Below are 7381 nucleotides of genomic sequence, written 5' to 3' on the forward strand. Positions count from 1 at the left end.
CGACAACATCGAGCAGCGCCTGCACGTGGCCGACACCCTGGCCCACAAGAACGACCTGCTGGACCACCTGCTGACCACCAAGGATGTGGACCAGGCCGTGGTGTTCACCAGCACCCAGCGTGACGCCGACATCCTGGCCGAGATGCCGTCGCCTAGCGGCTGCATTCACGTGATGGTCGAGGTCAATTCCATCGACGAGGTCGGTCGCGCGCTCGACCGGGTGCAGCAGCATCAGGTTCCGATGCTGATGGGGCTCGGACGTCATGTGAATGACGAGATGATCTCGTTTTACATCTTTACGCCGGGGATGTTCGCGCTCGAATATGGTTGGGGAGGGCTCGTCAAGGACTGGACGGAGCATCAGGTTTTTGAAACCACGTCGCCCAGCCACTGGGGTCATCGTCTCGGAGGCTAGCGCCGTGTTGCTATTGCCGGCGCCGTGGGCGCCGGGAGGGTGCGGGCTTTGGGGCGCTCGCGTCGCGTAAGGGAGGAATACCGGCGATGGCTCAACGTATGCCGGGCATTGTCATGGTCGTCTTCGTGACGATCTTTGCCTTTTATGCCTTTTACGACAGGCCGACGCCGGACTATCGGCCGACGGCGACGCAGGCGGACAAAATCCGCGTCGACGGGCTTGCCCGGGGCGACGGGCATCTGGTCGCGGTCGGTGAAAGCGGTCATCTGCTGGTGAGCGACGACGAGGGCAAGTCCTGGCGCGAGGCGCATGTCGGCAAGCCGGTCGAGGCGACGCTGACACAGGTTCTTTTCACGGATGCGACGACGGGCTTTGCGATCGGCTACGACGGGCTGGTGTTGCGCACGGTCGACGGCGGCAAGAGCTGGACCGAGGTGCATATCGACAAGGAAGCGCCTGGACCGCTGCTCGGGATTTGCGCCGCCGGCGGAGGCCGGCTGTTCGTCGCCGGAAGCTTCGGCCAATTCCTCATGTCGGCCGACCGTGGGCAAAGCTGGGCGAACGTGCCCGTGGACCTTCCGGACGCCCCCCACCTCAATGCCGTGGGCTGCTCGTCCGACGACGAACGCGCCATGGTGGCGGGGGAAATGGGCGTGGTGCTTCGTTCCGCCGACGGCGGCAGGGACTGGCAACCGGTCGCCATTCCCTACAAGGGCTCCATCTACGGCGTCATGCGGCTCTCGCGCGACGAGTGGCTGCTTTACGGCATGCGCGGCCACGTGCTGCGCAGCGACGATTTCGGCGCGACATGGAGGACGGTGCCCATGCAGGGTGAGACCTCCTTCTTCGGCGGGACGAGGCTCGCCGACGGCCGCATCGTGCTGGTCGGGCAAGACGGCACGGTCGTGACGTCGGCGGACAAGGGCCGCAGCTTCCAGAAGACCGGCATGCGCGGCCGGGAAGTCTATACGGCGGCGCTGGAACTCTCGCCGGGACGCATTCTGCTTTCCGGGGATGACGGACTTTCCGAAGCCGAGCTACCGCGGACGCTCGTTTCGCTCGACGGGAGATCGTGAGCCGGTGACAAGCATGAACCAGACAAGAACCCAGCGCGTCGTCGAGGTCTGCTCGAACCTGCTTATCTCGATGCGCCCGGCGATCATCATCGTCGCGACCCTCATCACGCTCGTTCTGGGCTGGGAGGCGCGCAACATCCAGCTCGACCCGGGTTTCCAGAAGTTCATTCCGACACGGCATGACTTCATGAAGACCTTCGCGAAATACGCCTTCGTGTTTCCGGGGCACAACCAGATCCTTGTCAATGTTCGCTGGAAGGGCGAGGGCGATATCTACAACAAGGAATTCCTCGACACGCTGAAACACCTGTCGAACGACGTCTATTTCCTGCCTCATATCGACCGGCCGGGCATGACCTCGCTCTATTCGTCGAAGGTGCGTTACACGCTCGTCACCGAAGACGGCTTCACCGGCGCTCCCGTCATCCCGGAGACCTTCAATGCGACGCCGAAGGAACTCGCGGAAGTCAGGCGCAATATCGAGGCGTCGGGTGTCATCGGCCGGCTCGTCGGCAACGAGCAGAAGGACGCGATGATCATCGCGACCGTGCAGGAAAATGTCGCCGGAAAACAGATTCAGGTGAATTATTACGAGCTTGCCCACAAGCTCGACGAGCTGCGCGCCAAATACGAGAACAAGAACATCGAGATCAATGTCGTCGGCTTTACCATGTTGGTCGGCGCGATCGTCGACGGCTTGCTCGGCGTCTTCGCCTTCTTCCTGATCTCCTTCGTCATCACGGCGGCACTGCTCTATCTTTATTGCCGGTCGTGGAAGCTCACGGGCCTCGCGCTCGTCGTTGCGCTGCTGCCGGTCCTCTGGCTTATCGGCCTCCTGCCGATCATCGGCGCCGGCATCGATCCGATTTCGATCCTCGTGCCGTTCCTGATCTTTTCGATCGGCGTCAGCCACGCCGTGCAGATGACGAATGCCTGGAAGCAGGCCGTCGTCGCCGGCGCAAGTTCGGTCGAAGCCTCGCGGCTCGCCTTTCAGGCGCTGCTGGTGCCGGGAACGCTGGCGCTCGTCACCAACGGGCTCGGCTTCATCTGCATCATGCGGATCCATATCGACATCGTGCGCGAGCTTGGCATGACGGCTTCGCTTGGCGTGTTGCTGATGATCGCGACCAACAAGATCATCCTGCCGACGCTGTTGTCGGGCATCAAGCTCGAGCCGGCGGCGCTCAAGGCCGCGCAGGCCAAGCGCAAGGACGACACGGAAATTCATCGTCTCTGGTGGACGGTCTCCTATCTCGCGCGGCGGGGACCGGCCATGGCGGTCTTCCTCGTCACGGCGGGATTTGTCGTTTGGGCGGCGATCGATGCGCGCGGGCTCAAGATCGGCGATGTCGGGCAGGGCGCACCGGAGCTTCACTATGGGGACCGCTACAATGTCGACAACCGGGCGATCCTCAACCGCTACAATATCGGCACCGACGTTCTCACCGTCATCGTGGAAGCGCAGGGAGAGAACGACGCCTGCCTCGACTACCGGGTCATGAACGCGATCGACCGCTTCGACCAGAACATGCGCGGCGTCTACGGCGTGCAATCGGTGCTGACGGTGCCCTATGTCGCGAAGGCCGTCATCGCAGGCATGAACGAGGGCAATCCGCGCTGGGCGGGTCTGCCGCGTTCGAGCACCGGGCTCTCCGTCGGCGGTTATGCCTACGATCCCGATCTCGGGTTCAATACCGAGGGCTGCCGCGCGCAGCAGATACGCATCTTCACCAAATCGCATGAAGGGGCGCTGGTCGCCCATATCGTCAAGGAAGCGGAGCGGTTCATCGCCGCCGAAAAGACTCCGGGCGTCAGCTTCGAGATGGCGAGCGGCAATATCGGCGTCATCGCCGCGACCAACGAGGCGGTCGAGGATGCGGAGCTCGAAATGCTCTTCTCGCTTTTCGGGGCGATTTCACTCCTCTGTCTCATCACCTTCCGAAGCTGGGAGGCAGTCGCCTGCATCATCATTCCGCTGACCGTGGTTTCCGTCTTCTGCAACGCGCTGATGGCGCAGCTCGGGATCGGCCTCAAGGTCGCGACGCTGCCGGTCATAGCGCTCGGCGTCGGCGTCGGCGTCGATTACGGCATCTATATCTACGAGCGGATCGTCCATCAGATGAGGCATGCCGGTCAGGATCTGCAGCACGCCTTCTACGAGGCGATGAAACAGCGCGGGACGGCGTCGCTTTTTACCGCGGTCACCATGTCGGTCGGCGTCGGCACCTGGGCCTTCTCGTCGCTTCGCTTCCAGACGGACATGGGCATCCTGCTCTCCTTCATGTTCCTGGTTAACGTCTTCGGCGCGATCTTCCTCCTGCCGGCGCTGGCTGCGTGGCTTTTGCCCGTACGGTTAACGAAGGCGGTGAAGGCGGAGGAAAATAGTCGTGGCCGGACAGGCGCCGTCGCGCCCCAGGCATGATGCCACTTGATCGGGAGACGGAGCATTCATAGTCTGCGTGGGGGAGGCAAAGCCGGGGAGGGCTATGGCAACCGTTCGACTAGTCCGGACGGACCATGTGAATCCGTCCAGCTTGTATGACTGTTCTTTCAAGACGCTGAAACATATCGGGTTTCTGCCGTGAGACTTTAACGTCGGTGCCGATGTCCGGTTCTCCTGCGCCGGATACGCGAGTCGGTTGCGTCAGGCAGGGTGAAATGCTGGGGGGATTTCATGCCGAAGTACGAGGGCGCCCGCGCGCGCATTGCGAAGCCCGCATTGTGGGCCGCCGGTATCGCTGCATTGACCTGCGGATTTGGTTCGAATGCCGCCGCCTACACCTATGAGATCGGCCAGGACAGCAAGTTCGACGTCAACCTGACGACGACCTACACGATCGGCGCGCGCACTGAACATCCGAGCGGGAAGGTGACGAGCACCCAGGGAACGGGGCTCGCCTATCCCTCGACGATCAACTATGACGATCCGGACCAGAATTTCCATCAGGGAGACCTGATTACGAACAAGGTCAGCGCTTTTCTCGAAGCGGAGCTGACGCATGGCGAGTTCGGCGTCAAGGCGAGCGCTCTCGCGTTCTACGACGACGTCTATCATCGGGATACGTCGAACCGGTCCGACCGAATTAATCAGGTGGACACGGACACCGACGACTTCGCCGGCGACACGACCTATATCGATGGCGGCAACATCAGGCTCTACGATCTCTTCGCCTATGGCATGTTCCACCCCTTCGGCACGGATCTGAGCGTACGAGCGGGCAATCAAGTCGTCGCCTGGGGAGAAAGCCTCTTCTTCGGCAATATCTCGCTGGCGCAGGGACCGGTGGATTCGACCAAGGGCAATTTCCCGGGCGCGGAGGTGAAGGACATCCTTCTGCCGGTCCCGCAGATTGCGTTCAACTGGGGGCTGAACAGCCGGTTCAGCCTCGTCGGCTATTATCAGTTCGACTATCGGGCAAACGTACTCGACGGTGTAGGTGCGTATTTCAGCCGGTCCGACGTGGTCGGGCCCGGTGCCGAGTTCAGCTTTAGCTCTCCTCTCGTACCCAATGTGAACAAGGCGAACGATCTACGGCCGCATAGTCAGGGACAATATGGCGTCGGCACGACCTTCACGATCAGCGACGTGACCTCGGGCGGAATCTATTTTCTGAACTATCACGATAAGAATCCGCTGCCGAAATTCGACCTCGGCACTTATCTGATCGGCGGAATCATTCCCGTCGATATTCCGCTGACCTATCACGAGTCATATGCCAGTAACGTCAAGTTATACGGCGCAAGCCTCTCGACCTTGATCGGCGGCGTCAATGTGGGGGCAGAATTCGCGTACAGGACCGGCGCAGCCACCCTGGTCGGTACGACCTTGTCCGTTTTCGGAACCGAAAGCATTCTTCCCCAACCGTCGACGATTGACGTCTGGCAGGCGAATCTGAACGCCATCTACGTAATGGGATCGACGCCGATTTCCGACTCTCTGAGCCTGACAGCAGAGGCGACCTATAATCAGGTGACGCATATCGACGCCTTCTCGCAGCAAGGTGCCGATTATTCCGAACTCTACAAACGCGACAAGAGTTCCTTCGGCGTACAGCTCCAGGCGGAACTTGGCTATACGGATGTCTTTCCTGGCGGCTGGGACATGTCGGTCCCGATCAACCTCGGCTCCGATCTCCATGGAACGCCGGCCTATAATGGTTCGCTCGGCGCCTATTCGGGCCAGGGGGATACGCGGCTTGGCCTAGGCGTCAAGCTCCGTCAGCTGAACAACCTCGAGATCGGATTCGTCTACAACGTATTCTTCGGGAATTACGATCCGATCCTGCGCCCGATGGTCGATCGCGACTTCGCGCTCGCCAGCGTGAAGTACACCTTCTGACGAAACGGAGATGTGCGTCGGGCGATGTGCGATCGTGTGGCGTTTGGTCGGACGCCGGTGACGGCTTGTCGTCTCCGCGGAAGCCGAGTGCCGCGGGCCGTCATTCCGGGGCATGTGTGACCGAAATTTTCGACAGGGCAGCGCAATCGGCACGACGGGAAAAACATAGTCTGTACGGACCATGCGACTTCCGCCGTGCAGGGCGATGGTTCATGAAACGAAGACGAGAGAGAAAATGGCCAGGGAGAGAAGCGTGAACCCGGATACGCCGATTCCCGTCGGGAAGCATGTCCAGGTGAAGGGCGGTCATTCGCTCCATTATCACGAGGTCGGTTCGCCGTCCGCGGACAGGCCTTCCATTCTCTTCCTGCATGGCAGCGGGCCGGGGGCGAGCGGTTACAGCAATTTCAAAGGCAACTTCCCCGCATTCGTAGATGCCGGCTATCATGTGCTGGTGCCCGATTATCTGGGTTATGGCCTTTCCTCCATGCCCGCCGACATTCAGTATTCGACCGACATGCATGTCGAGGTGCTGCACGAATTTCTGCAGGCGGTCGGCGTCAAGAGCGTCGTGCCGGTCGGCAACTCGCTCGGTGGGGCCATCTCGCTGCAATTCACGCTGACCTACCCGAAGATGGTGCCGAAGCTCATTTTGATGGCGCCCGGCGGATTGCAGGAGCCGGCGGAGTACGCCTTCTCGATGACAGGGGTACTTGCGCTGATGCAGTTCCTGCCGTCGCGCCCGTTCACGGTCGAGGCGTTCAAGGAGCTCCTCGGTCACCTCGTTTACGACAAGAAGCACATTACCGAAGAAGCGATATCGGAGCGCTTCTCCGTCGCGCAACGCCAGCCGCTCGAGGTCTATTCGACCATGAAGGTCGGCGTCTACCAGGATCGTCTCCACGAAATCACCTGCCCCATTCTCGCATTCTGGGGGTCTCACGATGAATTTCTGCCGGTTGCCCACGGCATGATTCTGATCGAGCGCTGCCCCAAGGCAAAGCTCGTCGTGAGCAACCAGTGCGGCCATTGGGTCATGACTGAAGACAGGGAGTACTTTAATGCCGAGTGCCTGGCATTCCTGAACCAGGCCTAGGGGGTCGGTCGCATCCGGCAGGAGATTGATGCGGGGATCGTCATGCGGAATGACACCGTCGTCCGTGGGCAAATCGAAAGAGCTGCTTTTTTTGTTGCCATAGTCGTAACCGGTCTGGGATTCAACGATGCAGCCAATGCATATACCTATGATTTCGGCGACGACACCACGCTGGATGCAAACTTGACCACGACATACACAGTGGGCATCCGAACGGAAAAGCCGAGCGACAAGGTCGTGCATTCGGAGCTCGACCCGGCAACCGGGATGCCGAAGACGGCCAATTACGACGATCCGGATCAGAATTTCCGGCGCGGCGACCTCATGACCAATGCGGCGAGCGCGTTTCTGGAGACGAATTTCCGCCACGGCGATTTTGGCATCAAAGCGAGCGGCAGCTTTTACTACGATCAGGTCTATCACGAGAACAATGCGAACTCCTCGCCGGAGACGGT

The 7381-nt window shown here is 60.7% G+C and carries 6 protein-coding genes; all 6 read left to right on the top strand.

Going from position 1 to position 7381, the window contains the following annotated elements; translation table 11 throughout:
• A partial coding sequence (locus VMR03_RS18030; protein WP_325407693.1) for a VOC family protein occupies window positions 1-415 on the top strand: 415 nt, incomplete at its 5' end.
• An 86-nt stretch (window positions 416-501) separates the two neighbouring features.
• Window positions 502-1491 carry a WD40/YVTN/BNR-like repeat-containing protein gene (locus VMR03_RS18035; RefSeq protein ID WP_325407695.1) on the top strand — a complete coding sequence of 330 codons (990 nt, stop codon included), beginning with the start codon at window positions 502-504 and terminating at the stop codon, window positions 1489-1491.
• A gap of 13 nt (window positions 1492-1504) precedes the next feature.
• Window positions 1505-3913 (top strand): efflux RND transporter permease subunit, encoded by a 2409-nt coding sequence (locus tag VMR03_RS18040; protein ID WP_325407697.1) that lies wholly within the window; start codon window positions 1505-1507, stop codon window positions 3911-3913.
• A gap of 252 nt (window positions 3914-4165) precedes the next feature.
• Entirely contained in the window at window positions 4166-5830 is a 1665-nt protein-coding gene (locus VMR03_RS18045; RefSeq protein ID WP_325407699.1) for a DUF1302 domain-containing protein, read from the top strand.
• 235 nt (window positions 5831-6065) lie between these two features.
• On the top strand, window positions 6066-6926 hold the full coding sequence (locus VMR03_RS18050; RefSeq protein ID WP_325407700.1) for an alpha/beta hydrolase: 861 nt from the start codon (window positions 6066-6068) through the stop codon (window positions 6924-6926).
• 42 nt (window positions 6927-6968) lie between these two features.
• The coding region (locus VMR03_RS18055) for a DUF1302 family protein (protein ID WP_325407701.1) at window positions 6969-7381 on the top strand (413 nt) is incomplete at its 3' end.

The sequence above is a fragment of the Parvibaculum sp. genome (genome assembly GCF_035511255.1).
Classification (GTDB): domain Bacteria; phylum Pseudomonadota; class Alphaproteobacteria; order Parvibaculales; family Parvibaculaceae; genus Parvibaculum.

Coding starts and splice junctions, on each gene's coding strand:
- VMR03_RS18045 (WP_325407699.1), top strand. CDS start 4,166: ATGCCGAAGTACGAGGGCGCCCGCGCGCGCATTGCGAAGCCCGCATTG.
- VMR03_RS18050 (WP_325407700.1), top strand. CDS start 6,066: ATGGCCAGGGAGAGAAGCGTGAACCCGGATACGCCGATTCCCGTCGGG.
- VMR03_RS18035 (WP_325407695.1), top strand. CDS start 502: ATGGCTCAACGTATGCCGGGCATTGTCATGGTCGTCTTCGTGACGATC.
- VMR03_RS18040 (WP_325407697.1), top strand. CDS start 1,505: ATGAACCAGACAAGAACCCAGCGCGTCGTCGAGGTCTGCTCGAACCTG.